Raw genomic sequence first — 26,654 nt, forward strand, 5'->3', positions numbered from 1 at the left:
GTTCCTACGCGTTCGCGCTCTTTTTATTAAAAAACAGTACATACAGGCTTGGAACAACGATAAAAGATGCCACGGTTCCCGAGATAAGTCCGCCCATAATTACAACATTAAACGATCTCCATAAGGGATCATTCGCTATGAGTAACGGAAGAAGTCCAAGTATCGTTGTTATTTGGGTTAACATAATTGGACGAAATCGTTCCATCAAAGCCGATTTAAGGGAATCGAGCTCAGATTTCCCCGATTCTTTTTCAATATCGACCTGCTCAATAATTAACATAGCATTCGATACAATAATCCCTATTAAGGCGAATATGGCCAGATTCGCCATAAAATCGAAAGGAAGACGGAAGATAACTAGCGCGAGCAGCAAGCCGATGGCACAAAAAGGTACGCTCAAGACGATAATTGTCACTTTTCTAAACGAATTATACTTATAAATAAACAGTATAATCATTGCTAAGATACACAATGGTAAGAAAGCAAATATCGCTTCTGCTGTAACTTCACTTTCTTCAATCTCACCACCAAACTGTACTTGAACGCCAAATTGCTCTTTTACTTCATCAATAGTGTTTGATATGGAGTTAACTAATTCTTTTGATGTCATTGAAGGATTCAATGCTGTCACCGTGACCGTCGGTGTTAGGTTGCGCTTCTTAATAAGTGACGGATCATGCCTGGTTTCAATGATCGCTATATCAGATAGATATACCGGTTTAGACGAGGACTCGGGGAATACTTGGATATTCTCCAATTGAGATAATGATAAATTCTCCGATAAATTCGTGCTCAGTACGATTGGAATTTGATACTCGCCCTCCCGAAGTACTGAGGCATTTTCTCCCAAACTATGTTCACGGAGTGCTAATAAGATATCCTCACGAGTCACCCCTGTGGATAGAGCTGCGGGACGATCAACCTTTACCAGAAAGTTCGTAACGGAACGTTCCCAATCTTGCTTTACGTTAATAGTGTGCTCTACCTCGTTGAGAGCTCCTTGAATAGCATCTGAAGCCTTTAGAATATTCGATTGCTTGTTACCAATAAGACGAATAGCGGCCTCTCCTGGCGGCGTGGAGCCCATAAAGAACGGGTTGATTTCGAGTTCGGCAAAAGGATATTCAGGAGGCATTTCTGCTCTTAGTTTATCGACAAACTCGCTGACAAGCGTATCTTTGGTGACGTTTACAACAAAATATGCCGAGTGAGGTGCTGGTTCAGGAGGGTTTAAACCAAGGATAAAGCGCGGTCCGCCTTCACTTACATAAGCTGTTGCACCTGTAATTTCCGGGAACCGATCATCATTACTTAGCCACTGAGTCATCTCTTCAGCTACAGCAGCCGTTTGTTCCGCTGGCGTGTTCGCTGGCAGCTCAACAGAAATCTGTAGTTGAGAACGTTCTGAAGGCGGGAAGAACGCCTCTGGGATGGTGCTTGACACAAACAATGCCACTACAAGACTTAAAACCGAAGCACTTAGAAACAACTTCGGACGCGAAATAACCTTGTCCCAAAAGGAAGACATTACGTTCATTACATAGGAAGGTTTACCGCCAGAGATCCCCCGGGTCTTGGACGATTGATTGATAAACCATTTAGCCATGATTGGTGTTAACATCGTAGCGACAAACCATGAAACAAGCAGCATCACACCAATGACAATAGTTAGTGTCTGCATATAAATAGCAGTAATATTGTCAGTGAACACCGGGGGAGCAAAAGCCAATATCACGGTTAAACTAGCAATAAGAATGGGCGTCCCCAGAGTCTTTCCCGCAGATAAAGCAGCCGACTCTCTCTCCTCGCCTTGCGCTACCCTTTTTGAGATGTCTTCAACAATGACCATGGGATTGTCAACGAGTATACCTAAGGCAATGATGAACGACGCAATGCTTACTTCGTTGAGTTCTACGCCAAAAATTCTTAGAAAAACTAACGTGATAACACCCGTGACAGGAACAGCCAGTGCCACCAAAGATCCCGCACGAAGACCCAAGGCAAGTACAGTGACGATCGTCACCACTAGAATAGTTTCGAGCAGCGTTGAAATCATTTTCGATATCACTTGATCAACGACTTTCCCCTGATCAGTGATGGTTTTCATTTGGTAACCTACCGGTAGCTCACTCCCCCATTCGTCCAGCTTACGGCGCAGTTGCTTGTTAAAATCCACCATATTAAGCCCAGGCGCCATATAACCAGCAACAACAATGGCCTGATCACCATCAAGGTATGCTGCACTATTCAGAGGTCTAGCCGGAACCCTGGTGACATCGGCAATATTTTTCAACGGAAGCATAGATCCGTCTGGTAGCGATATCACGGTTTCCTTAACTTCAGCCAGTTCGTCATAACTGCTCTCAACAAAAATTCGGCTTTGCTGAGTATCAAAATTGATACGCGCTACTTCCCCGAGAGAATTGCTCTTACTCAGTTGTAAAAAGATGTCATTAGGGTTCAGCGCATACTGTGATGCCACAAACGGCTTAAGTTCTATTGATATCTGTTCATCGGCAACACCGTGCAACGTAACTTTGTCCATCCCTGGAATACTATAAAGATAATTGCGAAGCTCATTTGCCTTGTCCCTCAACTCTCTAAAAGAATAATCCGTTGCACTTAGCGCTACTGTCATCACGGCTACCGCATCGTAATTATCATTAACGAATGGCCCTGATACCCCCTCCGGCAACTCAGTAAGTACATCGTGCATTCTCGCTCTGACTCTAAGCCACGCATGCGAATAACTTGGCGTACCATCTTTTATTTCAAGAGAGAGATAAATTTCTCCTGCCCTTATTGAGGTCGTAATATTTTTCGTTTCTTCTAATTCTCGCAACGCTCGCTCAATTGGTCGTGCAATAAGGGCTTCTGTCTCATAAACATCTAAGGCTGGGTGGTAAGCCGTTATGATGGTTTGGTTGATAGGTAAGGTGGGCTCCTCCCGAGAAGGGTAATCCGGATATAATGCCAGACCCGTGATCGTTAGTATTATGAAAATAAATAAAACAAGTCGGCTGTTTTTTATCGAAAAAGCAGTAATAGACATTATCGTACTTCCTCAGCCGGTCGAACCTTCTGACCCTCACTGATAAAGGCAGCACCCGCAGCAACATACGAATCTCCTTTCTGAAGATCACTTTTAATCCAGTAGCCACCTTCTTCAGCGTTAACAATACGGATGCCTGCTTTACTAACTCTCCCGGTTTTTTCGTTGTACTGGTAAACAAAAGGATTCCCATCAGTAGGCTCAGCAACAACAGCACTGTGAGGCACAAATATCGCGCCTTCTCCGTCGGGCATTCGATAACTGACGCTAACCACTAATCCTGGCAAAGGGCGTTTTTCTCGGGAAGTGTCGAGACGAAGTCTAACGGGGAAATTTAATCCCTCGTTTGCTCGCTCACCCAAATGCTCGACGGTGGCATTAAAATATGACCCCCGATAGTTCACTGTGATCTCTAGTTCTTTGTCATTTGATATATACTCTGCCAGATCACCGGGAATTGATGAGTCAACGATGAACTTCTCCATGCCGTCAAATGTAAAAGCGACTTGATTTGCAGTGACTTCTTCGAAGGGTTCGACACTACGACTTGAAATGACCCCATCATAGGGTGCCTTGATAGCGGTTTTAGAAAGGTTTCGCTCTGCAAGCCTGATTTGTGCCAGGGCATCACGGAGCGTCGATTGAGCGTTTTCGTATGTCGATCTGGCAGCATCTAAATTCTGTTCAGATACAGAGTTATTTTCACGCAACCGCACGAGTCGCTCATAATTTGTTTTAGCTTCTTCAAATGTAACCCGCGCTTTCTCAGCTTCAGAGCGAGCGCTCTCAAGGGCAAGCCTATAGGGCTCCTGATCCAGAACAGCCATCACATCTCCGGTGTTGAGCTGCGCGCCAATATCGAAGAGAACGTCGTTCACTGTACCATCAACACCAAAAGACAATTGGCTTCGGTTTTCTGTCTGTGTCACTCCTGGAAAACGAATGCTATTAACATAAGCATCGTCGGCCACACTGTTAATCGATACGGCTCTTACGTTTTCTGTAGCAGTTTGGGTCGGTTCTTCACTACAGCCCTGTAACAGCAGTAAAGTACAAATAAGCATGCCTAATACGAAAACTCGATTAGCCCGTGCATAATAAATATGTAACTGATCATTTATATAAATAAGCGATGTCAATTTGTGAAGTCCTATAAACGAAAATACTAAGGTCGAGGTCTTAAAAGCGTTTGTATAAACAGCCTTAACATGTCAGGCGAATACTCGGCGTCAGCCGTTGCAATATGGCAGGATATTCCGTCAATATATGCGAAAATAAAATGAGTTATCTGTTCAGGCGTTAGGTGATTACTAATTACGCCCGTGTCTTGTGACTTTTTAAACATCGAGCACGAAACATCATAAAGCTCCTTGCTTGAATTAAGTACAATCTTCTTTATCTCGGGGTTTCTAGACGATTCCGCGAGTATTTCTAAGTACATAATTGTTCCGGTCGTGTCACCGGTGAGGTGCGCTTCTTTCTCCAGAGCTGTTTGAAAGTCGTCGGCGCTTTCTACTCTTTTGAGGGCAGCCATGTCTCTTGAAAAATATCGCTTGGCGATTTCCAAGATCAACTCATTTTTTGAGGAAAAATATTGGTAGAGGCTAGCTTGACTAACGCCAGCCATTCGAGAAATCTCAGCGATTCCAGCCCCGTGAAAGCCTTTCTTAACGAAGCACTGGATGGCACCATTAATGATTCGCTCTATTTTCGCTTCACGAGCAGCATAATTGATTGGACGGCCAATATTCGACATCTTCACACCTTAATTAAGTGAATAATCATTTATATAATATACCGGTAGCATTGTCAACCATAAAGGTCCTTTCAGAGCCCCATTCAAGCCCTATTAGTAAACATCTACACCAACAATCGCGCAAAGAGTCCTTTTCGAGGCTCTTAAGAGAGGGAGAAGTGCTGGCAGGGAGGTTACTGGACTGAGAGCACGTCGTTTCCACCTGATTTGGAAAAACCACGCACTGGGATTCCGGCGACAACTTATCCAGATTAGTAGCGTATGTGCTGCTCATATCTCCAAGAGGCGACCTATTAGAGCGCATGGAATGGGCTCAAAGTTATCCAAATCAGATAGGTATGTGTAGCGATTGGAAAGTCCTCCAGGAGAGTCCCCGACCGCTGTTGGAGAACTCTCGCTCATTGTGATCGTCCAGCCACTACTTTCCGCCCCAGTTGCCGGGGCGCTGTTCCCACTGCTCAATCAGCATCGTTCCCCATCTGCTTTTCGAACGCCTGTCGAATGAGCCCCATTACATAGGCCAGCTCAGATTCCTCACTTAACCCTACTTCTACATCGCCATTTCCCCAACGTCCGAGGTTGGTCACGTCACGAGCCATCCCTTTCGGATCGCTCAACTCGTGAAACGGCATATTCAGAGACAGTCGCAAACGGGTCTTTTGCGGGACCACATCGACAAAGTTCGTCTCGGCTTTGAACGCTATATAGAGCTTGAGAACTTCTTCAGTGACGCTCGGGTCGAGCGCCTGGACTTCCTTTCGGAGCTGCTCAAATAGAGCGCGCATTGGGGTCCCGTTTGCTAGTTGAGGGTGATCCTCAAGATTGTAGGCTTCTGGTTTGACGGCCACGTTGCGGTAGGTATCGAGGATCTCGTCCGGCAATACCGGAGCCGCCCAAACCCGCACCGCTTCCTGGGCCAGCTTGGCGGCCCGATTCTTAATTGAGTCCTCATTCCATGCTTCTACAGCTCCCAGGCCCTCGTTGAGCCGTAGAGGGCTTTGTTTGAATCCGCCCTGCATATCGCGCTTCTCGATGAAAGCTCGGTCGCTGTACTCTGAGTTGTAGCCCGTAAGAGTCAGGTTACCCAGCGTATGCAGCCAGGTTTCATGCACACGCTTCCATTCCGGACCTAGCTCATCCTTCCATCTAGCAGACAGATTCTCATTCTGCGGCATGATGTGTTCAATCGTGTATTCGTCGACCGGAACCCGCTCCTTGCGCTCGAAATTCTCCAGGCGGCGTAACCAGTAACTCCGGCTGCGGAAATTATAGAGATCGCGTACTGCCAGTTCCCTTTTGAACTCTTCGTCATTCGGAAAACGCCGGTATGACTTCAAACCGAGCAGGTGAGCCTTGACGCTCTCCAGGTAACGGTTCTTCTGCAATGATTTGTGAAAGGTCGCAAAGGTCTTGTTCAGCGAGTTTGTGGGGATGGCACAAACGGCACGACGGAACACATAAGCCTCGATCAGCCGAATAGCGCTATGAAAGTCATCTTGGGACAGATTGTCCTGTTGGTAATCATGGTAAAGTTCCAACAGAAACGGATATGCCACATCGACTTTGAGTTCACGCAGATCTTTAAATGCCATTCCGAGCTGTTTATCTGTTTCTTTCCCCAATGCCATCGCACAAAAATACCGAGCGAAAGCATGTATTTCGGCAACCAATGAATCGACACCAGCACTCGCAACTTCGGCGCGACGTGAATGCTGTTTGAAAGCCTCGTACACTTCATCTAACCGTGGAATTTCCCCGGTTTTAACCGTGAGGTAGTGACGCATGAAGCTGTCAAAGTAAACGCCATAGCCTTCTTGCCCGAATTCCACCTCCATCGGACGCCAGTGGTCGCGATAGAGCCGAGTTTGATGCTCCGGCTCCAGTCCCATCAGCACATAGTTCCGGATCAGGTCAGCCTGGCTCAAAGCTTTTCCTGTGGAATTCATGCTCTCAAAAATGAGTTGCGGGTTATCCTGGTCTCGGCTCAGCGCAATATCAACGATGATGAGCTTTGAAAGGCCCCGGCAGAGGGTTTCCAGTTCCCCGTTTAGCCGCTCAATCTGGCTGTTGAAGAACTCGAAGTTTTCTTGGATTCGAAGAGAACCGTCATCAGGTAACGGCTTCTGCGTGACCAACGCCAGCAGGCTCTCTTTGTCCGTCTGGGTCAATAGCAGTTTGTAAGCTCGCTCACCGTCTTCCAACGGGTTAAGCAGGTAGTAATTGCGCAGCTTCTTAGCCGAAAACCCCTCCAGAGTCTCTGTGTTCCCAAGGTGTCGAGATAGCGCCTCAAGAATCAGCATGGTGGTAGTCAGTCGCTGTTGCCCATCAATGACCAGCAATGGTGATTGACTGGACACCTGATAAAGCCCCTTCTCGATGTAGACCACCGAGCCAATGAAATGTGCTGATATACCATCGTTGGTGCCGGCTCGCATAATGTCGTCCCACAGTTGGCGACATTGCTGTTCAGACCAGGAATACGTTCTCTGGTAAATCGGAATGACAAATTGTGGCGACTTCTTCAGGAAGTCGAGCAACTTGGCTTCTGTAGCTTTCATAACGGACGTTATCCCTTTTTTGTTCTGTTACTGTGATTCAACGCTGGTTTTGACCTGGTTATACACAGCCCGCATCAGGTACTGAGAAGCGATATTGCGGAAGGATTCGTCGTTCATCAAGCGTATGAAGATGTCTTCGTTGCCGTCCATTCGCTCTACAAACAAATTCTCAAGCTGCTTGTTAAATACCGGTTCGAAATTCTCCAGGCTGTTGGCCATGACGGCCTGCCGTAGCTGTTCGTTGGCAACAGCGGTTCCCTTCACCTGATCGAAGAACAGCTGATCCGCCGGGGTAAATTCAGTACCAAATCGCTCGTTGAGCTTGTCGACCAGCGTCGATAACTGCACCTCTTCCTCTCCCTGGCCGGTGCCGACCTCGATCGGGCCTTAAGTTGTCCTTATCGCTTGAAAGCGTACTTACGCTCTCGCTCTTCGAATGCAAGTTGCCCCCCCTCTAGAACCTCGCAAATATGCTCTCTAATGCCGAATTTCTTAAGCAATGAAGGCGCATCTGGTTCGAAAAACGTGCACTCCATGGCGCCGGAAACATATTCGAATCTAAATTGCTCGTTTTCCATATCATGCTGCTGGCCAGCCTGATTCGCGACGATAACACATTCGGAATCCGTGGATACAACCATATTAGCGTTGTGAGTGACCATGATGATTTGTCTTTTCTCTTTCCTTTCCCTAATAAAGTCGCGGAGTTCATTATAAACTGTTCGGTTATCTAAATTATCTTCAGGCTGATCTATAAGTATAGGGTGAGAGGAATTGCTCAAGTGTAGTATGAGATGGAGAAGCACCAGTCCTCGCTTACCGGGCGACATGCTGATAATGTCGTCATTTTTATAAAGCAAGTTAAAAGATATGTAAAAGCAATCCTGAAGTAGATTTCTAAGGATTAGTTCCTCGTTCGCACTCTTTCGAACTTTATGGGCGATCTGGGAGAAATCTCGAACCTTCTCGCTCAGGGTGAATATAGAGTCTAAATGCGTGTCTTTTGAGTAAATATAATTGTTTTCACTATCAATCGAGTCGCCTAGAATACTTGCAAGGCTTCCTCTGGCATCAAAACAGTTTATGAAAGAATCGAAACTATTGTGATCGAATTCTAGGCTAGCTTGAAGCGTTATATTTTCATTGTCTATCTTCGCAGCACCATTGAAAAGCGCCTCTATTTCACCATATGTGTCAAACAACTGCTCATACAGGGCTTTAAGCTGATCAGAAGCTGCTTTTCCTTGTTCGAGAGTGCTTTTGACCTTCTTGCCTGCTTCTTGAATAGCTCTAAGCTTAGCTTCTTCCCGTTTTTGCGCCTCTAGAAGTCCTTTCAATTCGTTTTGGCTTTTTACTTTAGACGAGAATTTTTCAAGACTTTCCGTGGTATTTATAATTCTTTCATCTAGCGAGCCTATCAAGCTATTAGCGCGGCGAATGTTCTTTCCCGCTTCTATTGGCAGGTCATCAATAATTTTCTGAATCTTAGCCAGTGTTATCTGAACAAGGCGGCTTCCAGTGTGAAACCGTTTTTTTTCTGACTCTTCAGAATTCGTCATAAGAGCTACGTTTCTAAACGAGTCTTCCATCTCTCTTACTAATTCATTTTTTAGCTCAGTGTGTATTTCAATATATCTTAAAAGAGACGAACGCCTTTTTTCACTAACTGACAATCTGTCGCTAAGCTTTTTATAAATCTTGCTTTCTTCAGGAGTAAAACCTGATGATTTTTTTATTTTTTCTATTTTTTCTTTTATTTTTTCTCTTTCATTATTTACCGAATTCTCAGCTCCTATTTTTTCCTTTTCGCTCTTTTCTTTTGCATACTTGTGTCTGAGGGATACAAGTTTTGTAACCTGTGTACTGATGCTCTCATTCAACGAATCACATTTTTTAAAAAGCTCTTCAGCATCTAGCTTTATTTCCCTGTCTTGATATAGAATTTCGAGTACAAGCTCATTGAGTTGATCTCGACCACTTTCCTCGGCTAATTTATTTATATATAGCTGAGGTATATAGGTTATTGGTCGTTGGTCGTTTGTTTCTCTAAAGCTTTGTTTAGTGTTGTCGTTCCAAGTGATTTCAAAGTCGAAATTTGATTCATTTTCAAATTCTGGATAAGTACTTGCCTTTGCTAGATCACACTTCTTTACGGTTTCCTCTTTGTTTGCCGTCCTTGAAATATGATAGAGTAAAAGCGATTTCCCTGAGGATTTGCCACCAATAATCGAATTTAAATCCGAATTTAATTCTATTTTATATTCAGGAAAAATATTTTTCCCACTGGAATCTTTGAATCGAACAGAGTCTATAACTTCATAGCTTACCTTATCGCCAGGGCAGGTATCTTGAATAGCAACCCGTGACCTCGGCTCAAATACTACCTGCTTGAGGCCCTCAAAAGTAAGATCAGCCTTTATCCAAGTGTTATTTTCTTCGTCAGGCTCAAAAAGTGTGTCGTATGCATGTGCATCAGAACCCCATATACAAGCTTTAGGTAAGCCAAATTCTTTTCTGAAAGAGGTAGGATTATCGTGATAATCTCCGAGCAAGAAGCTTCTCGTACGCTTGTTAGATGAGAATATCAGTTGGCTCTGTTGAATAAGTGTCTTCCGAGTACCGTGACCGGCCGAGTTCCAACTTACTCTGCTGAGGTCTTCGTCACACGGCAAAGCTAACAAGTAGTTTTTTTTGAATCTTCCATCTTCGGTGAGCAGTTCTGCTATTTCGCTTGTATTGACCGAGGCATTGCAGATCCCTACCGCAAGGGCAGATTGGCCTCTAAACTCGGGGTGTTCTTCAATTAGTCTTTCACCATATTCTATCAAGTTTTCTTTGGTTAAGGCTCTTCTCTCTGCTTTAAGCCCTGTTTCAGCGTGAGTTTCAAACTGTATTCTAGATAAAAACTCTCTTTGGATTAATGTGGGAGACAATTCATTGGAAAGGATAACGTGGAAGTTGGTCCGCCTATTCCATTTTAAGTCGACCTCTTTGCCTACTACGAGTTTGTCCAAGCGAAACTCGAGATTTGGGAAAATAGCAATATTCTTAATTTTCCTGATTTCATCCTCATCAAATAGCTCAGATAGTTTATCATCGTTGAGAATATAGTCTTCGACTACTTTTTTATAGCCGTCAAGAAGGCAATAGTCGGTCAGGCCAATGGCACTTACATTATGATCTATTGCTGACCGAAAGAGTTTTCTGACGTAATTGTCAAAGTCGTCGCCGAACTGGTTGTTCAGAATTGAAAATGGGGTATGGACATGGAGGTCCCACTTTCTCCAAATTGATCCTTTTGAGCAGTTTTTCACATATCCCTCGCAGTCAACCGTAAGAATTGCTTTTTATTGTCAAACTATCGTATACACAGGTCGGTGCGAATACAAAAAAATCTAGGTCTTTCGACAAATCTTGTACCCAGAGGATTACGTAGTTCAAGCCAAATACTGTTTGTAATCATCCACTAAAATAGATGCATAAAGCCCGTCGGAAAGGGACGGGCCTGAACGATTTTTTGTTTAGGATTCTGGAGGCCGAAGGCCATCGAAGTGCGCCTCCAAACTGTCCAACTGCTTCAGGTTTGCCCTGACGAGACGGCGCATGTGAGTGAGGTTTGCATTCATGATACGCACTATCTCAAACCCGGCTTCGGTCTCCTCAATGATGGGCCTTTCCCAGTCGTGAGCGCGGTTAAATGCGGGTTTTGAGTACCGGTGTTTCAGGGCACGGCGGATGTGTTCACTGAAAACCGCATGTCCCTTACCGTTTTTCACTCTTACGAAGGTGTTGTAGTACCAGTGCATTTCCAAGCTGCCGTGCAGCATTCTCACCCGGCAGCCGTGATGGCCAGGATAGCCTCTCGTTTCTTTGGTTCGATGAGCCTCATTATGCGCCCAGAAATGGTCCGACAGTCGCTGAGCGAGATAGCGAAGGCGCGCTCGCTCCATATCCAGGCTTTTGGAAAGTGATTGTAGATACTGTCTGCATTGACCAAGTGCCATTCGGCGCCCCTGATGATGGTCAAACTCCCCGGCGCGCGCCACCTCATGCCACTTATCGGTGATTTCCTGAATGGTTTTGGGTTTGCTCATTAGCATTCTCCTGTTGGTTGATGTTCAAGAGAAATGCTACTGGCCGCAGAGACAAACCCACGGGTCTGTAATTTGCCAATTTGGGCAAAAGTAGCCGTTTACCCCAGATTATCTGGAATTTTTATCGATCTGGCGGCGTGCTTTAAGCTTCCGGTTGAGAAATGCTTCCAGCTTGTCAGCATTCAGGTATGTGATGCCGCAGATCGCCAGGATAACGGCGACAAAGCCGAGGAAAGCAATGAGTGTGACGAACATATCGATCATGTGAGTTCTCCTGTTTTCGTTCTTTGATTGCAAATTGCAGCCTATGCTGCACCTGACTGCTTTTGTTCCTTTGCGACAGAGGCAATCAGATGGCGCGAACAACCCAGGATGTCCTGGATTTCGTTATAGCTATGGCCAGTGCGCAGTAAACTGGCGATGTGTTGCCGCCTCTTCAGATCAGGTTGACGCCCCTGATACTTACCCTCGCTGCGAGCCTTGTTGATCCCTTGATTCTGTCGGCGACGTCTGTCCTCATAGTCTTTCCGGGCTACCGCTGCCAACATGTCGAGCATCATGCTGTTGACCGCCTGCAAGATAGATTCGGTAAAGCCGGTGTCGTCTTTCTTGTCCAGAGCCAGCCAACTCGTTGGTAACTCGGGCGAGACAATCGCCAACCGCTTGGCTGCCAGCTTCTGTTTGAGCGTATCCCAGTCCTGCTGTTTAAGGCGGGCAAGCCGGTCTATCTGCTCTACCAGCACAATGTCACCTTCACCAGATTCGGCAATCAGTCGCATCAGTTCGGGACGATGCAATGTGGCACCGGAGACGTTCTCGGTATAAAAGGCAGCAATGCGCTGACCGTGTTGCTCGGCAAACTGGATTAGCGATGCTTTGGCCCGCTCGGCATTTTGTTCCTGGGTCGATGCTCTCAAATAGGCGCGTATAAACATTCATGCCTCCTCAGTCTGTTATAAGTGGTTCCGTTTGGCCGGTCTGTTTTAAATGGTTACTTGTCATGGTAAGCGGCCTGAGCAGTTGGTTCCCCTGATGTGTACCCATCAGGAACCACCTCAAGAGTCGAAAAACTCCCCGAACGGATCATCCTCTCGGAGGATCGGATTGACTCTGAAGTCATCGAAGAGATCGCCTGCGCCTTCTTGACTCCCGGTATCGGAGGTTGTCGTGCTGCTTGGACCGTTTTCTTCCCTACCACCGCCTCGACTAAACGACGCCATCTTTTTCTCGAATTCAGGAAACGTCATTTGCCCATCGAGTCCCTTGGCGAAAACCGTCTTGTAAGCATCGACTGCGGCCATTGCGAAACGAATAAGCAGTACGACCACCCAGAGCAAGAACAATAGATACCATGCGTAAAGCGCTGCATCGACGCCACTAAAGACGAGCTCCACAAAGCCGATCCCGGCGAGCCCCACTACTACTATTTTTGTTACTCTCACCATGGTTTCAGCCCCCGATAGCTCTTTACTTCGAAGCTACCAGAACCTGAGAAAATGCAAGTTTTGCCCGGCGTCAGGCCGCAGCGGCTTGCCCGGCTAGCCATGGCAGTTTCACCTTGCTGTAGGCATCATTTGTCATCGCCCTCAAATCCTCCGTGTCCAGGCGTGAAACCAGCCACGCAGTGCCTTGGTATCGAACTCTGGGGTAGCTGGATGGCTGGAATACACCGTGAGGGAGGTCGTCCTCATCGCCCAGCCACTGTCTGAGCCGGAGATCGATACACCAGCCCTGTTCGAGCTCGATCCAGCAATGGGGAGCGGTGGCCATTCGGCTCAGTCGGTCCTCTGCGTATCCGATACGACATTGATGGAAGATGCCTTGCTCACTCAGAGCATTGCTGATCACAGAGGTCATGCAGTTGCTATCGATTTTGGCGTCTTCAAGCGGCAACAGCGCGAACTCAAGTTCATCATGCCAGTCACTCATGATCTGGCTCCTTGAACATCAGTCGCTGGCCCTGCTCGTAAAGCACTGGGTACGGCAGCGGTTCGCCATCCTGGACGACGGTGCCGGGAGGAAAATACATCACCATCCAGGATGGTAAGGCACCACTGACCGTGCGGTAGAACTCGTCCACAGGGAAGCTTTGTTGTTCACCTGACTGCCGGAAAATGAGGCGAGAGTAATTCTCTGGATGATTGGCCGCGATGTTGAAGCTTTCAGGTCCAGTACCTTCCACGTAGAGCGGTGACTTCCAGCGATTCGGAGTTTTGATGTTGTAGGCAACCACACATTGATTCACACCACATCCATGCTCAGCGCTTTCAATCGACCAAAGCACCAGTGGATGGCCGTCAATCTCGGGCGTCTCCACGTTACTGAGTTTGGTGGCCCTCAACGCCATATCATTGGCAGCTACTCGGATGGCCTGGTCCACCAGATCCACATACTGCTCATAGGCCTGAGCCTCCGAACTGGCCATAGACGCTGGCATCCATCCCATCAGGCTTGGTCTCGCCGACGGATTGTCTGGAGTCATCATGATGTCAGTAGCGTTGAACAAAAACGTCTGGTTACCTGAGAGATGTCGAAGCGGTGCATCGAATGAAGTCGCCAGGCTGGCGAGATCCAGTAATGGCACCAACATGCCTTTACTGTAGGAGCGAGTGCCATCCCCAGAATCCCGCAAGTCCATATCGTAGATGCCACCGGCTCTCGCCAGGTTTAAAGCCCGAGACTCTTCCTGATTGTAAACTCGTGGGGTGGCCGCGCAGCCAGCCAGGGCAGCGGCCAATATTGCCGTAGTTAAGGGTGCTAATCTTTTCATTATGTCCTCCTGCTTTCATTAAATATTCTCATGAGGTTGAGAATATGCAAGAGGAAAACTAAAAATAATTCTTTTAAATCAATAGTTTGTACTAAAACAACAAAGTTCAAAACCGGACGTAGCGAAAAGTTGGCGGGGCATGCATATCATTGGCTATAAAAGAAAATGGTATTTTTGATCAGCAGAGGTTACCTATGGAAAGCGTCGCCGCAATTACTCTGACGGCGGTAGCAGGTGCTATTCTGGATGACCCGGAACCAAGGTCGCGGGGCCATTCTTATTGACTCCGGCTGTTTACTGGTAAGAAAACGCGGTCATTTGTTTTACTGATTAGAAATCTATATCTGATAGGATCAGTCAAATATTCAAAGAAAGATTATTGTGGTTGACTGATTTAGCGTTGGGAGGCATTTATCCAAGTAGAAGAAGAGCTTGCGGCCATTGCATTGAGGTTATCTGAGCTTGAGAAGGAAAAAGTAGCCTTACTTTCCCGGAGGAACGAGCTTCAGCGAGCTGCACAATCACCCACATCAATGCAATTGACTCCCAATCAAAAAGCTGAGTTATTTCGGGAGCTCTTTCGCGGCCGACAGGATGTCTATGCGGTTCGCTGGGAAAGTAGCTCGAATGGACGTTCCGGTTATGCTGTCGCCTGTGCAAATGAGTGGGTACAGGGCATCTGTCAGAAACCCCGGATCAAATGTAGCGAGTGCCCTCACAAAAAGTTCAAGCCTCTGGATTTCAGTGCAGTGTATGACCACCTGTCCGGCAAGCATGTAGCAGGGTTATACCCATTGTTGCCGGACAGTTCCTGTTATCTGCTGGCTGTAGATTTTGATAAGGAGGACTGGAGAGCAGATGTTCGTGCGCTGGCCCAGGCTTGTCGTGATGAAGGTGTCCCTTATCTTGTAGAGATCTCCCGGTCCGGTGCGGGTGCCCACCTATGGGTCTTCTTTTCGGACGCTGTTCCAGCCTGGTCCGCGAGGGCTTTGGGGTTCAAGCTGCTGGACAAAGCCATGGAACGTCACCCGGGCCTGTCCTTCGATTCGTATGACCGGCTATTCCCCAACCAGGATACGATGCCCGATGGTGGATTTGGCAATTTGATTGCCCTTCCGCTTCAGCATGAGGCGCGAAGTCGTGGATGTACTGTATTCGTCGACGATAAGCTAACCCCGTATCCGGATCAGTGGGCGCTACTTAGTCAGCAAAAGACCGTTTCGCCGGCTCAGCTTCGAGATATCGTTGGAAATGAGCCTGATTCCGATGCGATAGCAGAAGTTGCGTTGCCGTGGGAACAAGCTTTACCGGTCGATACAGGGATAATTTCAGGATGTCCCGAGAGCATCACGCTTACCCTGGCCAATCACATTTATATGAAGTTGTCAGACATACCAGGGACACTGGCGGCACGAATAAAGCGCATGGCGAGCTTTGCCAATCCAGTATTTTTCAAAACCCAGGCACTTCGATTTTCAACTCATGGCATCCCTCGTTACATATCATGTGCCCGGATTGAGCAAGGTTATATCTCGGTACCGAGAGGCTGTTTTGATGATCTTCAGGCATTGTTGCACGAACAGGGAATAACAGTAGAAATCGATGACCGCAGAATGCCCGGCCAGTTGCTGCCGGAAGTCAGCCTGAAAGCAACGCTGCGTCGTGATCAGAAAAAGGCTGTGACGGCGCTTGCCGATCACGATACCGGAATACTTCATGCTCCGACCGCTTTCGGCAAAACCGTAACCGCTATTGGCATTGTCGCCAAGCGGCAGGTAAACACGCTGATCCTCACTCACAGTCGTCAGTTACTGGATCAATGGAAGGAGCGCCTGGAGACCTTTATTGAGGGTGCCTCCGTAGGTGTGATTGGCGGCGGCAAAAAGAAACCTACCGGTCAGATCGACGTTGCCACCTATCAAAGCCTGATCAACAAGAAAGATAATACGGTCTCAAGCAAGATCCGAGAATACGGGCAAGTCATCATCGATGAATGCCATCACATTTCAGCTCCCCGTTATGAAATGCTGCTTAACGAAGTCAGCGCCCGATATGTTGTAGGCCTCACCGCAACGCCTGACCGTCAGGATGGCCACCAAAAAATCATGTTTATGGTCGCGGGACCCGTTCGTCACAAAGTCAGGGCTGACCATGGGTCTAAGTTTGTCCAGCGTGTCATTGTTCGAGAACGTCATGAAACGCCACCGACGGACATCTTTCAGAATAATGGTGAACGACCACACATAGCATCGGTTTACCGTTGGCTCGCCCAAAGCAACGCCCGGAATCAGGATATTGTTCAGGATGTCGTACACTGCGTACAAAACGGGGCCAACTGTCTTTTGCTGACCGAACGACGAGAGCACGCCGAGACGCTGGCAACATTGTTGGAAGCTGAGTCTATATCGTTGGTTGTGTTGCGCGGCGGGATGCGCGTCAAAGAGCGCCGGGGTGTCGAATCGCAGCTACACGAAGCTCAGGTTATTGTTGCAACCGGGAAATACATTGGAGAAGGCTTTGACTTGCCTCGGCTCGACACTTTGTTTCTAGCCCTGCCCATAGCCTGGAAAGGAACGCTGTCGCAGTATGCTGGCAGGATTCACCGGGACGTCGACGGCAAGCAGGAAGTCACTGTGTACGACTACCTGGACAACAGTCTGCCAATGCTTGAACGCATGTTCCGAAAGCGCGAGAAAGGTTATAAGGCGATGGGATACCAGTTTGCCCAATCCGAGCCGCAAACACGGCTACTGTAAACTTTCCAAAGAAAGGGGAAACATGGCTGAAACGAAATGTGCTTCAGGCCTGCTTCAGAGGTAACTCGTGGGGCTTTACGCGTCTCACGTTCTTAGCTTCTTGTTCATAGGCACGATGACGGACGTCCCATAACTCAACTGCGTGCTGAATATTCAGCCAGAACTCCGGCGTATTCCCCAAAGCCGCTGCGAGTTTGATTGCCATGGGTGCTGTCAGCGTGCCTTTGTCATGCGCAATCCGACTGAGTGTATTTCTGTGCACACCCATTGCTTCGGCAAGTTCACTGATTTCGATGTTCATCGGCTCCAGAAACTCGGTGACCAGCATTTCGCCAACGGTCACTGGCCGACGTTTTGTATTCCTCATTACCATAACCTCCTCTAGCCCTTGTAAACATGCGGGTCTAGATATGTATCTTGGGCGGTGCCATCCAGACAGGTTTCCTTGCAAATGTTCAAAACGATTACCCGGTGGAATCCTCAAGTCTGACTCCTGCGTTGCGGCATCCAGAATCTGAATCTTTCTAAAGAGGGCGCTTTCAATAGTGCTGGGTATTTTCTTATGACTTTGGTCTTGTTCGTAAAAAACCTCCAGCCACGTATCCCTGAATTCAACCGCCATAGTTATCTGATCGCTTTTTAATCATTTTATGCACAACAATGTTGTGCGTCAAGTTCATTCAAAATGAGAACGGATCCGTTTAGAAAACGATGTTACTATAATTTTGTTCGGAAAAAGGGGCTGAAAGAGCGATCTCAAGGCGCTGATTTCATAGAGATAAAAGCGTATACAAGGCTCCCAGTTTCCCACTTATCCCAGTTCTAAAATGGGTCGTCAGGAGCCGATGAAGAGGAAATTTGCCAATATTTACACTTTTTTCGCAAATTTCAGCACTCCAATGGTGCTCCAATAGTTTCATAAGCTCATGTTTTTAAAGTATTTTATACATTCTGCATCGGCAAATAAACCGCGCACAAGTGCACAGTATCGGATCACTCGCACCAACGGCGGGCAGTACGCCCGCCGGCCTCAACCTCCGGTTTTCCCTTCCTGTTACCAGTATCCCTTTAAAATCAGCCTGTTGAATTAAAATGGCACAGACCTTGATTGGGTAGTGTCACGCAGCGAGACGTTGGTGACTGAAACCACAATCAAAGCGCGACAATCTGACAAATGGTCGACTAGGGTTCCGATCTGCCTTTTCCGAGGCAGATGACTGGTCCGAGAGTTGACGGCCTTTTCCAAGGCTACACGGCGGGACAAAAGCCCGGGAGGATCGTTCAGTTACTGACGCCTCTCGTTTTTTTGAAACGCCCAGCCAGGAGGAAAAGGCCATGTTAGAAACGGCAGCTCCCCTCTACGACGATCTGATTCCCGGCGGATCCCACTGGTCCTTCATCATGCGTCGCGGCCACGTGCTGCGACTGATTGACGAGAACGGTGGCGCTAACGTTGGCATGTTGATGTACAACCCCGAGAACCCCCTCGAGCGGTACAATATGCCGGACACCCTGAAAAACCAGCATACTTTTCTGCTGACCCGGGGCCACGTGCTCATGTCCGACATGGGGCGCGTGTTCGCTTCAATCATCCATGACGACCTGGGCTGGCACGACACCGTCAGCGGTACCTGCAACGCCGAGCTGGTGGAACAGCGTTGGGGCCGGAAGACTTATCAACAGGCCCACAACCACTACCACCGCAACGGCATCAGCAGTTTTCTGAATGAACTGGCCAAATACGGGCTCGGCAAGAAAGACCTCACCGCCAACCTGAACTGGTTCAGCAAGGTGCAGACCGACGACCAAGGCAACATGGCCTTCGCCGAAAACCACTCCCACGCCGGCGCCACCGTCGACCTGCGGTTCGAGATGGACACCATCGTGGTACTGCACACCTGCCCGCATCCGATGAATCCGGCCAGTGATTACCCCAGCCACCCCGTGCGTTACCAGCTCTTCAAGGCGGCGCCGGTCACCGATGCCGACCCCTGCAAGACCTCGTCGCCGGAGGCCACCCGTGCCTTCGCCAATAACGCCCTGTACCACTCGTTCCAGTAAGGGAGGCCGGACATGATCAAAGCAAGCGAATTGAACCCCGAGAACGCAAGCTTCCGGGAGACCGTTCCGGCGGGCGAGTATTTCCTGAAAGTGGTGAAGGCGGGCGAGACCGTGCGGATTCTCGATCTGGAAGGTAACCAGGCCGCCGACACCCTGTTCTACAACGCCCACAACCCCACAGAGCGCTACAGCGTAATGGACACTATCCGCGAGCAGGGCAATGTCTATCTGACCGCCGGCTCCGTACTGATGTCCTCGGAAAACAACCCGATGCTGGAAATCACCGCCGATACCTGCGGCCGACACGACACCCTGGGCGGTGCCTGCGCGGCGGAGAGCAACACCACCCGGTACGCGCTGGAGAAAAAATGCATGCACGCCTGCCGCGACAGCTGGCTGGTGGCGGTCACCGAACACGAAGAACTGGGCATGGGCAAACGGGACATCACCCACAACATCAACTTTTTCATGAACGTACCGGTCACGGCTGATGGCGGACTCACCTTTGCCAACGGTATTTCCGATGCCGGCAAATACGTGGAACTGGAAGCGAGGATGGACGTTCTGGTGATGATTTCCAACTGTCCACAGCTCAACAACCCCTGTAACGGCTGGAACCCCACGCCGATCGAGGTGCTGGTATGGAGCTGAACCGACCCGTCGAGAAGGTACTGATCGCCAATCGGGGTGCCATTGCCTGTCGCGTGATTCGCACGCTGCGCACCCTGGGCATTACCTCGGTGGTTGTCTACGCCGAGGCCGATACCGACTCCCTGCATGTGCGCCAGGCCGACGAAGCCTGGCCGCTGGGTGAGGGCACCCCGGCCCAGACTTACCTCGATCAGGACAAACTGTTTGAAGTGGTACGCCAGAGCGGCGCCGGTGCCATTCACCCAGGTTACGGCTTTCTCAGCGAGAACGCGGATTTCGCCCGCCGTTGTGAGGCCGAAGGCGTGGTGTTCCTCGGGCCAACTCCGGAGCAGATGGAGCAGTTCGGGCTCAAGCACACCGCCCGTGCCCTGGCCAAAGAAGCCGGTGTTCCGTTATTGCCGGGTACGGAGCTGCTGACCGATCTGGACGACGCGCTCGCGGCGGCCAGCCACATTGGTTACCCGGTGATGCTGAAAAGTACCGCCGGTGGCGGCGGCATTGGCATGTCCCGGTGCTACAGCGCCGAGGATCTGGAAAAGAGTTTTGAATCGGTGCAGCGCCTGAGCCAGAACAACTTCAGCAACAGCGGCGTGTTCCTGGAAAAGTTTGTGGAACACGCCCGTCACATCGAAGTCCAGTTGTTTGGCGACGGTCAGGGGCAGGTACTGGCCCTGGGCGAGCGGGACTGCTCCGCCCAGCGACGCAACCAGAAGGTGATCGAGGAAGCGCCGGCGCCGGGTCTCACCGATGACGTGCGTGCGAGGATGCACGCCACCGCCCGCCAGCTGGGAGAGAGCATCGCCTATCGCAGCGCCGGTACCGTGGAATTTATCTACGACCCGGACAATGGCGAATTCTACTTCCTGGAAGTGAACACCCGCCTGCAGGTGGAACACGGTGTCACCGAAGAGGTGTACAACGTTGATCTGGTTCGCTGGATGGTGGAACTGGGCATGGGTACCCTGGCAGATCTTGCGGAACTGAGTCGCCATCTGAACCCAGCCGGCCACGCCATTCAGGCCCGCATCTACGCCGAGGACCCGAACAAGGATTTCCAGCCCGGTGCGGGATTGCTCACCAACGTGGATTGGCCCGAAGACGACGGCCTTCGCATCGATACCTGGATTCAGCCTGGCACCGAAGTCTCGCCGCTGTTCGACCCCATGCTGGCCAAGGTGATTGTCCACGAAGCCGAGCGGGAATCCGCTCGTACCCATCTGCTGAGCGCCCTGGGCGACAGCCGGCTGTATGGCATCGAAACCAACCTGGCCTACGTACAGCAGGTGCTGGCCGACCCGCGTTTTGTTGAAGGGCGCCTGTTTACCCGCACCCTCAATGAATTCGACTACCGGCCCGCCACCGTGGATGTGCTTACGGGGGGCACGCTGACCACGATTCAGGACTACCCGGGCCGTATCGGCTATTGGGAAATCGGGGTTCCGCCTTCCGGACCCTTTGACAGCTACTCGTTCCGTCTGGGCAATCGTCTGCTGGGCAATCCTGAAGGGGCGCCGGGCCTGGAAATCACCCTGAAAGGGCCGGTGTTGCAATTCAACCGGGCCACCCAGATCGTGCTGACCGGCGCCCAGCTGGACGCCACCCTGGACGACCAGCCGGTGAAGTTCTGGCAGGTTGTGAATGTACCGGCCGGCGCCACCCTGAAGCTGGGTGCCACCACCGCCGATGGCGCCCGGGCCTACGTTCTGTTCCGTGGTGGCCTTGACTGCCCGGAATACCTGACCTCCTGCAGCACCTTCACCCTGGGCCAGTTTGGCGGTCATTGTGGCCGGGCCTTGCGGGCCGGGGATGTGCTGGCACTGGCAGAAGCAGAGCCAGAGTCAGCGAGCACCGAAACGCTCCCCAACGACCTGAAACCGGCCATCGGCAAGACCTGGGACCTGCACGTGACCTATGGCCCCCATGGCGCGCCGGACTATTTCACCGAGCAGGACATCCGGACCTTTTTCGACAGCGAGTGGGAGATTCACTACAACTCCAGCCGCACCGGTGTGCGCCTGATTGGACCGAAACCCGAATGGGCCCGCAGTGATGGTGGGGAGGCCGGAATGCACCCCTCCAACATCCACGACAACGCCTACGCCGTGGGCACCGTGGATTTCACCGGGGACATGCCGGTAATCCTGGGCCCCGACGGCCCCAGCCTCGGCGGCTTCGTGTGTCCGGTAACCGTGGTCAGTGCTGATCTGTGGAAACTCGGCCAGCTGAAGGCCGGGGACAAAGTCCGCTTTGTGCCGGTGAGCCAGGAGCAGGCCGTGGTCCTGCGCCAGGCGCTGGATGAATCCATTGCCACCCTGACCGGTGCCAGTGCCCGGATTACCCCGGTCCAGCCGGTAACCCCGGTTCTGGATGCCCTGAACACCGAGGAACACGAAACCGGCGTGGTCTACCGGGCCGCCGGCGATAACTACGTGCTGGTGGAATACGGCGACATGGAGCTGGACATCCGCCTGCGCTTCCGGGCCCACGCCCTGATGCTCTGGCTGCGGGAGCAGGCCCACCCGGCGATTCTGGAGCTGACTCCGGGCATTCGTTCCCTGCAGGTGCACTACGATAGCCAGCAACTGGATCAGCGCGATCTGCTGGACCTGCTGATTCGCGCCGAAAAGGAACTGGAGCAACAGCCGGAGTGGGACGTGCCGGCCCGGATTGTTCACCTGCCCCTGTCCTGGGACGACGAGGCCTGTCAGCAGGCCATCAACAAGTACATGCAGTCGGTGCGCAAGGACGCGCCCTGGTGCCCGAGCAACCTGGAATTCATTCGCCGCATCAACGGCCTGGAGAGCATCGACGAGGTCAAGAAGACCGTGTTCGACGCCAGCTACCTGGTGATGGGCCTGGGCGATGTCTACCTGGGCGCGCCGGTGGCCACACCCCTGGACCCGCGCCACCGTCTGGTGACCACCAAGTACAACCCGGCCCGTACTTGGACGGCCGAAAATTCCGTGGGTATCGGCGGCGCTTACCTGTGCATCTACGGCATGGAAGGGCCGGGCGGCTACCAGTTTGTTGGCCGCACCCTGCAGATGTGGAACCGGTATCGCACCACCGAATACTTCCAGCCGGGCCAGCCGTGGTTGCTGCGCTTCTTTGACCAGATTCGTTTTTACGAAGTCAGCGCCAAGGAATTGCAGCAGATCCGCCGGGATTTCCCCAACGGCGATTACCCGATCCAGGTGGAGGAAACCCGCTTCAACCTGAAGGACTACGAGCAGTTCCTGGCCGACAACCAGAGCGACATCGAGGACTTCACCCACCATCGCAAGCAGGCCTTTGACGAGGAACTGCAGCGCTGGATCGAATCCGGGCAGATCAACTTCAGTGCCGAATCCCCCATCGAGGACACCGGCGAGGACGACCCGGCCAACCTGCCGGCGGGCCAGCACGCGGTGGAAAGCCATGTTGCGGGCAGCGTCTGGGAATGCCTGGTGAAACCCGGCGACATGATTGAGGCCCAGCGCCCGGTGGCGGTGGTGGAATCCATGAAGATGGAAATCGAATTGCTGAGTCCGGTGGCGGGCAAGGTGATCGAAGTCCGGCGGGAGGCCGGTCAGGCCGTCGCCCCGGGAGCGCCGGTGGTGATCGTCGAAGAACTCACAAGCTGACACTTGAAACCAATCAGTGATGACCAGACGGGCCATGCCCGAGGAGAGAAGCCATGAAAACACGTAACCTGTGTAAACCCCTGGTCGCCGGTGTGCTGGCGGCCGCCCTGTCCCCCGCCGCGATGGCCGAGGAAAAAGACTCGTTCAGCATCGCCTGGACCATCTACGCCGGCTGGGTGCCCTGGCAGTACGCCGAAGACAGCGGCATCATGAAAAAATGGGCCGACAAGTACGATATCGAGGTGGATATCGTGCAGGTGAACGACTACATCGAATCCATCAACCAGTACACCGCCGGCCAGTTTGACGGCGTGGTGGCCACCAGCATGGACGGCCTGTCGATCCCGGCGGCCTCCGGCCTGGACACCACCGCCCTGATCGTCGGTGACTACTCCAACGGCAACGACGGCCTGGTGTCCAAGGACGCCACCTCCATCGAAGAGCTGGACGGCGAAACCGTGCACCTGGTGGAGCTGTCGGTGTCCCACTACCTGCTGGCCCGGGCGCTGGAAAGCGTGGGCCTGAGTGAGCGGGATCTGGACGTGGTCAACATCTCCGACGCCGACCTGGTTTCAGCCTTCCAGACCGACGACGTGCGCCACGTGGCCACCTGGAACCCGCTGCTGAGCGAAGTGGAAGCCTATCCCGGTGCCACCAAGCTGTTCGATTCCAGCCAGATTCCGGGTCACATCAAGGACCTGACCCTGGTCAGCACCGAAACCCTGGAAGACAACCCCAAGCTGGGCAAGGCGCTCGTGGGCGCCTGGTATGAAACCATGAGCATCCTCGAGTCCGACAGCGAGAAGGGCCAGGAAGCCCGGGCCCACCTGGGTGAGCTGTCCGGCACCGACCAGGCTGGCTACGAAGCCCAGCTGGCGGGTATGAAAATGTTCTGGGAGCCACAGATGTCAGTGGATTTCATCAACAGTGAGCAGGCCTTTGAGGCCATGGACAGCGTGCGCCAGTTCTCCTTCGACAAGGGCCTGCTGGGGCAGGGCGCCATGAGCCCGGATTTCGTCGGTATCGAGTTTCCGGACGGCACCGTCATGGGGAACACCGGTAACGTGAAACTGCGCTTCAACGATGACTACATGCAGATGGCCGCCGACGGCGAGATCTGATTTATCCACAACTTGTTTCGTTGGGAACCTGAGGGCACGATAGTCGTGCCCTTTTTTTACGAGAAAAATACAATGCGTCGAACCAAGGAAGAGGCCGAGAAAACCCGCCAGACGGTACTGGAAGCGGCTCTCACGCTGTTCAGCCGGGACGGCTATTCGCTGACCACCCTGAGCCGCATCGCCAGGGAAGCCGGCTGCAGTCGTGGACCGATCTACTGGCACTTCCAGAACAAGGACGACCTGTACGAAGCGGTGCTGGCCTATTCCCAGGAGCCCCTGGAAGCGTTGGTGGAGGAATGCCGGAACATGGCCGACCGGCCGGTGGCGGCCATGGAACATTTCCTTGAGCAATGGCTGTCGTTGCTGGCCAACGACCGGCGTTACCGGCAGTCGTTCGAAATCCTGCTCAACAAGACCGAACTGACCGACGCCATGAGCCGGACCCTGAAACGGGAGCGGGAGCTGACGGGCTCGATTGTGGCGCTGTTTGGCGATCTGGCGGGCAAGGCCCTGGAGCAGGGCCAGTTGAAGAGCCATGAGCAGCCCGAGGACCTGGGGCTGCTGTGTTACACCTTCCTGATGGGGATCACCCAGACCTGGCTGTTTGCGCCCGGGTTGTTTTCACTGAAACAACAGATCCCGTTTTTCCAGCGCCAGTTCCGGCATCTGCTGGGGAGTGCGTCGACAGGCACGGGAAGCGCATAGCCTCCCGGCCCTGTTCAGGCTTCAGAACATCTTCAGGTAACGCTGGATTTCCCATTCCGAGACGTGGTTGTGGTAGCTCTCCCACTCGTCTTTCTTGAAGTCGACGAACGCCCGGAACATGTCGTCACCGAACACGGCTCTGGCCAGCGGGTCCGCCTCGAAGGCTTCGATGGCCTCCCCCAGGTTGCGGGGCAGGTATTCGATGCCCTGTTCGGCAATGTCGGCGTCGCTGTAGTTGTACATGTTCTCGTGGTGCGGCGCGCCCGCGTCCAGGCCTTCGCGAATACCTTCCAGGCCGGCCGCCAGGATCAGGGCTGAACCCAGGTAGGGGTTGCAGGCAATGTCGGCGGCCCGGCATTCGATGCGCTCGCCCACGCCCGGAATCCGGATCATGTTGGTGCGGTTGTTGGAGCCATAGCACAGGAACACCGGTGCCCAGGTGGAGCCGGACATACTGCCCTGGCGCACCAGGCGCTTGTAACTGTTCACGGTGGGGGCGATCACCGCACTGATGGCGGCGCCGTGCTTCAGTACACCGGCGATGAATTGGTAGGCGATCCGGCTGATGCCGCAGTTGTGGGTATCGTCGCCGTTGGGCTTGAACAAGTTTTCCCCGGTCCGGGCATCGGCCAGTGACATATTGTAGTGGGCGCCACTGCCGGTCCGGTCACTGAAGGGCTTGGGCATGAAGCTGGCGAAGGCACCGTGCTTGCGGGCGATTTCGTTGGCCATCATGCGGAAGAACACCAGGCGGTCGGCCATGGTCAGGGCATCGGCGTACTTGAAGTCGGTTTCGAACTGGCCGTTGGCGTCTTCATGATCGAAGGAATACACGTCCCAGCCCAGTTCGTTCATGGCGTCCACCAGCTCGTCCATGATCGGCAGGTTGTCCATCAGGCTGCGGGGGTCGTAGCAGGGTTTGCCCAGGGTATCCCGGTCACTGAACGGGGCGAAGCCGCCATCCTCGGTCTCCCGGAACACAAAAAACTCGGTTTCGATGCCCAGGTTGAACTGGTAGCCCATGCCTTGGGCCACCTCCAGCTGCCGGCGCAGAATGTTTCTCGAACAGGCCTCAAAAGGCTGGCCATTCAGGTAAAGATCACCGGGGAACCAGGCCAGTTGGCGGTTCCAGGGGCAGATAGCGTGGTTGGCGGCGTCTGGCATGGCGGCCACCTCGTCATCGGAGATGTCCTGGGGCACGCCGTCCAGGGCAGCGCCTGTGTATAACTCGGAGCCTTCCATCATCTGGCCCAGGTGGGCCACCGGCACGAATTTCCCCTTGCTCACGCCGTGGATATCCACGTAGCTGGCCATGGCGTATTTCACGCCCGCGTCGGTCAGTTGCCGTTTCAGGGCCTGGGTATCGGTCATTTCGGTCATCTCTCATTCCTCATATCGGCCCGGTTGGACGGGCGTTCGGGTCTGTGTGTCTGGCACGGATCTTTCATTCAACTTACATGCCAGCATGTATGTAAATGAACCCGGACAGGCGTCCGGAAACCGAAAA

The 26,654-nt window shown here is 51.8% G+C and carries 20 protein-coding genes and 1 riboswitch; of the genes, 6 read left to right on the forward strand and 14 right to left on the reverse strand.

Features of this window, described 5'->3' with window-relative positions; genetic code table 11:
• Window positions 1–4: 4 nt before the first annotated feature.
• The 12 genes from BY454_RS09775 to BY454_RS09825 form a co-directional block, all read right to left on the reverse strand.
• Window positions 5–3,052 carry an efflux RND transporter permease subunit gene (locus BY454_RS09775; protein ID WP_104417157.1) on the reverse strand — a complete coding sequence of 1,016 codons (3,048 nt, stop codon included), beginning with the start codon at window positions 3,050–3,052 and terminating at the stop codon, window positions 5–7.
• Window positions 3,052–4,191 (reverse strand): efflux RND transporter periplasmic adaptor subunit, encoded by a 1,140-nt coding sequence (locus BY454_RS09780; RefSeq protein WP_104417158.1) that lies wholly within the window; start codon window positions 4,189–4,191, stop codon window positions 3,052–3,054. Before BY454_RS09780 ends, BY454_RS09775 begins: the two co-directional genes overlap by 1 nt.
• A gap of 26 nt (window positions 4,192–4,217) precedes the next feature.
• Window positions 4,218–4,808: a TetR/AcrR family transcriptional regulator gene (locus tag BY454_RS09785; RefSeq protein WP_104417159.1), complete on the reverse strand. Its 591-nt coding sequence runs from the start codon at window positions 4,806–4,808 to the stop codon at window positions 4,218–4,220.
• Between the two features lie 458 nt (window positions 4,809–5,266).
• Window positions 5,267–7,366 (reverse strand): GmrSD restriction endonuclease domain-containing protein, encoded by a 2,100-nt coding sequence (locus tag BY454_RS09790; protein ID WP_104417160.1) that lies wholly within the window; start codon window positions 7,364–7,366, stop codon window positions 5,267–5,269.
• A gap of 27 nt (window positions 7,367–7,393) precedes the next feature.
• Entirely contained in the window at window positions 7,394–7,714 is a 321-nt protein-coding gene (locus BY454_RS09795; RefSeq protein ID WP_104417161.1) for a helicase, read from the reverse strand.
• A gap of 50 nt (window positions 7,715–7,764) precedes the next feature.
• On the reverse strand, window positions 7,765–10,680 hold the full coding sequence (locus BY454_RS09800) for a TrlF family AAA-like ATPase (RefSeq protein WP_104417162.1): 2,916 nt from the start codon (window positions 10,678–10,680) through the stop codon (window positions 7,765–7,767).
• Window positions 10,681–10,887: 207 nt separating this feature from the next.
• Entirely contained in the window at window positions 10,888–11,460 is a 573-nt protein-coding gene (mobI, locus tag BY454_RS09805) for a conjugative transfer protein MobI(A/C) (protein WP_104417163.1), read from the reverse strand.
• A gap of 108 nt (window positions 11,461–11,568) precedes the next feature.
• A complete protein-coding gene (locus BY454_RS16880) occupies window positions 11,569–11,724 on the reverse strand; it encodes a hypothetical protein (RefSeq protein ID WP_165794771.1) in 156 nt (51 codons plus the stop codon).
• 41 nt (window positions 11,725–11,765) lie between these two features.
• The gene (locus BY454_RS09810) at window positions 11,766–12,395 is read right to left on the reverse strand and encodes a recombinase family protein (RefSeq protein WP_104417164.1); all 630 of its coding nucleotides are present in this window, start codon (window positions 12,393–12,395) and stop codon (window positions 11,766–11,768) included.
• Between the two features lie 120 nt (window positions 12,396–12,515).
• Window positions 12,516–12,905: a hypothetical protein gene (locus tag BY454_RS09815; protein ID WP_104417165.1), complete on the reverse strand. Its 390-nt coding sequence runs from the start codon at window positions 12,903–12,905 to the stop codon at window positions 12,516–12,518.
• A gap of 70 nt (window positions 12,906–12,975) precedes the next feature.
• A complete protein-coding gene (locus BY454_RS09820; protein ID WP_104417166.1) occupies window positions 12,976–13,389 on the reverse strand; it encodes a hypothetical protein in 414 nt (137 codons plus the stop codon).
• A complete protein-coding gene (locus tag BY454_RS09825) occupies window positions 13,382–14,230 on the reverse strand; it encodes a hypothetical protein (protein ID WP_104417167.1) in 849 nt (282 codons plus the stop codon). Before BY454_RS09825 ends, BY454_RS09820 begins: the two co-directional genes overlap by 8 nt.
• A gap of 533 nt (window positions 14,231–14,763) precedes the next feature.
• On the opposite strand from BY454_RS09825, the gene BY454_RS09830 reads away from it, so the two are divergent.
• Window positions 14,764–16,986 carry a TOTE conflict system archaeo-eukaryotic primase domain-containing protein gene (locus tag BY454_RS09830; protein ID WP_258075618.1) on the forward strand — a complete coding sequence of 741 codons (2,223 nt, stop codon included), beginning with the start codon at window positions 14,764–14,766 and terminating at the stop codon, window positions 16,984–16,986.
• Window positions 16,987–17,029: 43 nt separating this feature from the next.
• Here the strand turns inward: BY454_RS09830 and BY454_RS17050 are convergent, their stop codons facing one another.
• The gene (locus tag BY454_RS17050) at window positions 17,030–17,608 is read right to left on the reverse strand and encodes a HigA family addiction module antitoxin (RefSeq protein WP_258075619.1); all 579 of its coding nucleotides are present in this window, start codon (window positions 17,606–17,608) and stop codon (window positions 17,030–17,032) included.
• 549 nt (window positions 17,609–18,157) lie between these two features.
• Window positions 18,158–18,263, forward strand: a riboswitch (guanidine-I (ykkC/yxkD leader).
• Window positions 18,264–18,321: 58 nt separating this feature from the next.
• Between BY454_RS17050 and BY454_RS09845 the strand changes: the two genes are divergently transcribed.
• The 5 genes from BY454_RS09845 to BY454_RS09865 all read left to right on the forward strand — a co-directional run bounded on the left by BY454_RS09845 (window position 18,322) and on the right by BY454_RS09865 (window position 25,147).
• A complete protein-coding gene (locus tag BY454_RS09845; protein WP_104417320.1) occupies window positions 18,322–19,047 on the forward strand; it encodes an urea amidolyase associated protein UAAP1 in 726 nt (241 codons plus the stop codon).
• Window positions 19,048–19,059: 12 nt separating this feature from the next.
• Complete coding sequence (locus BY454_RS09850; RefSeq protein WP_104417321.1) at window positions 19,060–19,698, forward strand: urea amidolyase associated protein UAAP2; 639 nt, start codon at window positions 19,060–19,062, stop codon at window positions 19,696–19,698.
• The gene (gene uca, locus BY454_RS09855; RefSeq protein WP_104417322.1) at window positions 19,689–23,321 is read left to right on the forward strand and encodes an urea carboxylase; all 3,633 of its coding nucleotides are present in this window, start codon (window positions 19,689–19,691) and stop codon (window positions 23,319–23,321) included. The genes BY454_RS09850 and uca overlap by 10 nt, the downstream gene beginning before the upstream one ends.
• Window positions 23,322–23,374: 53 nt before the next feature.
• On the forward strand, window positions 23,375–24,442 hold the full coding sequence (locus tag BY454_RS09860; RefSeq protein ID WP_104417323.1) for a putative urea ABC transporter substrate-binding protein: 1,068 nt from the start codon (window positions 23,375–23,377) through the stop codon (window positions 24,440–24,442).
• 72 nt (window positions 24,443–24,514) lie between these two features.
• Window positions 24,515–25,147, forward strand: coding sequence for a TetR family transcriptional regulator (locus BY454_RS09865; RefSeq protein WP_104417324.1), 633 nt, complete (start codon window positions 24,515–24,517; stop codon window positions 25,145–25,147).
• A 21-nt stretch (window positions 25,148–25,168) separates the two neighbouring features.
• Here the strand turns inward: BY454_RS09865 and glnT are convergent, their stop codons facing one another.
• Entirely contained in the window at window positions 25,169–26,527 is a 1,359-nt protein-coding gene (gene glnT / locus BY454_RS09870) for a type III glutamate--ammonia ligase (protein WP_104417325.1), read from the reverse strand.
• Window positions 26,528–26,654: the final 127 nt, after the last annotated feature.

The organism is Marinobacter persicus (genome assembly GCF_002934325.1).
GTDB classification, from domain to species: domain Bacteria; phylum Pseudomonadota; class Gammaproteobacteria; order Pseudomonadales; family Oleiphilaceae; genus Marinobacter; species Marinobacter persicus_A.

Bases quoted from the DNA above. Each gene is read 5' to 3' on its own strand.
- BY454_RS17050 (WP_258075619.1), bottom strand. From the start codon at position 17,608: ATGGCGGTTGAATTCAGGGATACGTGGCTGGAGGTTTTTTACGAACAA.
- uca (WP_104417322.1), top strand. From the start codon at position 19,689: ATGGAGCTGAACCGACCCGTCGAGAAGGTACTGATCGCCAATCGGGGT.
- BY454_RS09810 (WP_104417164.1), bottom strand. From the start codon at position 12,395: ATGTTTATACGCGCCTATTTGAGAGCATCGACCCAGGAACAAAATGCC.
- BY454_RS09830 (WP_258075618.1), top strand. From the start codon at position 14,764: ATGCAATTGACTCCCAATCAAAAAGCTGAGTTATTTCGGGAGCTCTTT.
- glnT (WP_104417325.1), bottom strand. From the start codon at position 26,527: ATGACCGAAATGACCGATACCCAGGCCCTGAAACGGCAACTGACCGAC.
- BY454_RS09790 (WP_104417160.1), bottom strand. From the start codon at position 7,366: ATGAAAGCTACAGAAGCCAAGTTGCTCGACTTCCTGAAGAAGTCGCCA.
- BY454_RS09815 (WP_104417165.1), bottom strand. From the start codon at position 12,905: ATGGTGAGAGTAACAAAAATAGTAGTAGTGGGGCTCGCCGGGATCGGC.
- BY454_RS09775 (WP_104417157.1), bottom strand. From the start codon at position 3,052: ATGTCTATTACTGCTTTTTCGATAAAAAACAGCCGACTTGTTTTATTT.
- BY454_RS09825 (WP_104417167.1), bottom strand. From the start codon at position 14,230: ATGAAAAGATTAGCACCCTTAACTACGGCAATATTGGCCGCTGCCCTG.
- BY454_RS09860 (WP_104417323.1), top strand. From the start codon at position 23,375: ATGAAAACACGTAACCTGTGTAAACCCCTGGTCGCCGGTGTGCTGGCG.
- mobI (WP_104417163.1), bottom strand. From the start codon at position 11,460: ATGAGCAAACCCAAAACCATTCAGGAAATCACCGATAAGTGGCATGAG.
- BY454_RS16880 (WP_165794771.1), bottom strand. From the start codon at position 11,724: ATGATCGATATGTTCGTCACACTCATTGCTTTCCTCGGCTTTGTCGCC.
- BY454_RS09850 (WP_104417321.1), top strand. From the start codon at position 19,060: ATGATCAAAGCAAGCGAATTGAACCCCGAGAACGCAAGCTTCCGGGAG.
- BY454_RS09820 (WP_104417166.1), bottom strand. From the start codon at position 13,389: ATGAGTGACTGGCATGATGAACTTGAGTTCGCGCTGTTGCCGCTTGAA.
- BY454_RS09845 (WP_104417320.1), top strand. From the start codon at position 18,322: ATGTTAGAAACGGCAGCTCCCCTCTACGACGATCTGATTCCCGGCGGA.
- BY454_RS09865 (WP_104417324.1), top strand. From the start codon at position 24,515: ATGCGTCGAACCAAGGAAGAGGCCGAGAAAACCCGCCAGACGGTACTG.
- BY454_RS09785 (WP_104417159.1), bottom strand. From the start codon at position 4,808: ATGTCGAATATTGGCCGTCCAATCAATTATGCTGCTCGTGAAGCGAAA.